Origin of the sequence: Roseateles sp., from assembly GCF_036404855.1 — a bacterium.
Classification (GTDB): domain Bacteria; phylum Pseudomonadota; class Gammaproteobacteria; order Burkholderiales; family Burkholderiaceae_C; genus Pelomonas.
This window is the reverse complement of sequence record NZ_DASWYS010000284.1, coordinates 1-2020: the sequence shown is the minus strand read 5'-3', so window position 1 is coordinate 2020 and position 2020 is coordinate 1. Positions and strand designations below refer to the sequence as shown.

At 70.7% G+C, this 2020-nt stretch carries 1 protein-coding gene and 2 pseudogenes; all 3 read left to right on the top strand.

Annotated features, from left to right (window positions below; genetic code table 11):
* Positions 1-596: pseudogene (locus VGF12_RS18710) on the top strand (carbohydrate ABC transporter substrate-binding protein); the annotation flags it as partial.
* Positions 593-1309 (top strand): response regulator, encoded by a 717-nt coding sequence (locus tag VGF12_RS18705; RefSeq protein WP_331177558.1) that lies wholly within the window; start codon positions 593-595, stop codon positions 1307-1309. The pseudogene VGF12_RS18710 and the gene VGF12_RS18705, both read left to right, overlap by 4 nt.
* Positions 1299-2020, top strand: a pseudogene (locus VGF12_RS18700) (two-component sensor histidine kinase); the annotation flags it as partial. The gene VGF12_RS18705 and the pseudogene VGF12_RS18700, both read left to right, overlap by 11 nt.

The following is a 2020-nucleotide window of genomic DNA, read 5'->3' as shown; positions in this document are numbered from 1 at the left end:
GCCAGTTGGCCCAGCCGCTGGCGCCAGGCGCGCAGCCGAGCGCGGAGCGGCCGTGGACGGATGCCGTCGCCGACTTCGCGCAGGGGCGCGCGGCCTTTTTCATCATGGGTGACTGGGCGCGCGGCGAGCTCGGCACGCTGGGGCTGGAGGGCGGGCGCGACTTCGAATGCCGCGCCGTGCCCGGCACCGCCGGCATGCACCTCTACAGCATCGACACGCTGGCCATGCTGACCTTGAGCGACGGCGCCCGCGCCGACCAGGAAAAAATGGCCGAGCTTCTCGGCACGGCGACGCTGCAGCTCGGCTACAACCGCATCAAGGGCTCCGTTCCGGTGCGCCGCGACGTACCTGTCGACGAGCTCGATACCTGCGCCCAGGCCAGCTTCGCGCTGTTCGCCAACCCGGCCACGCCTCGCGTGCCCAGCTTCGTGCACCGGATGGCCGTCAGCGAGGTGGGCAAGAGCGCCATCGTCGAGACCGTCCACCAGTTCGCCCTCAACCTCAACCAGACGCCTGCCGCCGCCCAGCGCCGGCTGCAGGGCATGCTCCGCGCCATCGGCCCCAAGGCCGGGGGCGCCGCCTCACCACCGCCATGATCCGCAAGATCCTCATCGTCGACGACGACCACAAGATCCGCAGCCTGCTCAAGACCTATCTCGAGAAGAACCAGTTCGAAGTGCTGCTGGCCCATGATGGCGCGAGCTTCACAGCCGAGTTCGAGCGCCACCGCGACGACATCGGCCTGTGCATCCTCGACGTGATGCTGCCCGACACCGAGGGCTTCGCGCTGTGCCAGCAGTTGCGCCGCCGCTCGGACGTGCCCGTCATCATGCTCACCGCCAGTGCAGACGAGACGGACCGCATCGTCGGCCTCGAGCTTGGTGCCGACGACTATCTGGGCAAACCCTTCAACCCGCGCGAGCTGCTGGCCCGCATCAAGGCCATCGGCCGCCGCACCGGGCAGGACAAGCCGGCGCCGCCGCGCTACTACCAGTTCAATGGCTGCACGCTGGACACGCTGGAGCGCCGTCTCATCGACGCGCAAGGCCAGGCCGCGCCGCTGACGGGCATGGACTTCCAGTTGCTGAAGCTGCTCGTTGAGCACCCGGGCGAGGTGATCGACCGCGTGCGCCTCGCCGAGGCTACCCGGGGGCGCGACCTCGGGCCGCTGGACCGCTCGCTGGACGTTCAGATCAGCCGGCTGCGCCAGCGCCTGCAGGACGACGGTAAGTCGCCCGCCCTCATCAAGACGGTGCGCGGCGCGGGTTATGTGTTCGCGACGACGGTGACGCCGCGCCATGCCCTCTGACGCGGCGCCCGCGCTACGCCCCGGCCTGCGGCGCCTGCGCAGCTTCCTGTTCGACAGCCTGCAGGGCCGCTTCATGCTAGCCATGCTGGCCAGCCTGGCGCTGGTGCAGCTGCTTGTGAACCTGCTGTGGTACAGCCAAACCGAGCAACGCGTGCGCCGACAGACCGAGCAGGCCGCCCACCATGTCGCGAGCGGCGCGCTTAATGCAGTGCGCGCGCTGCGCGAGCTGCCGCCAGCCTACCGGCCGCTGCTGATCGAGCAGCTGCGCACGATGGGCGGCACGCGCTTCCTCGTCTTCGTCAACCGGGGCGCCGTGCCGGTGCGCCCGCTTTCCGACCAGCCGATGGCCCGCCGACTGGAGGCGCTAGCGCGCCAGGAGCTGACCCAGCGCTTGCCGCCCGGCGCGGCGCTGCGCATCGACCTGGCCTCGCCGCTGGGCCTGGCCGTGTCGCCCGACGGTGCGCTGCTGGACGAGCTACCCGAGAGCTGGGTCGACCCCTCGCTGCTGGCCGCCGACCGCCCGGCGCCCTTCCTGGTCGTGCAGGTCGAGGCCGAGCCCGGCCAGTGGCTCTATCTGACCAGCCCGCTGCCGGACCCCTATTTCCTGGAGCAGCTGGAGTTCTTCACCTGGCAGCGGCTGACGCCGCAGCTGCTGGCGCTTGCGCTGGCGGTGCTGCTGACACTGATCGCAGCGCGCGCGCTGACGCGGCC

Bases quoted from the DNA above. Each gene is read 5' to 3' on its own strand.
- VGF12_RS18705 (WP_331177558.1), top strand. From the start codon at position 593: ATGATCCGCAAGATCCTCATCGTCGACGACGACCACAAGATCCGCAGC.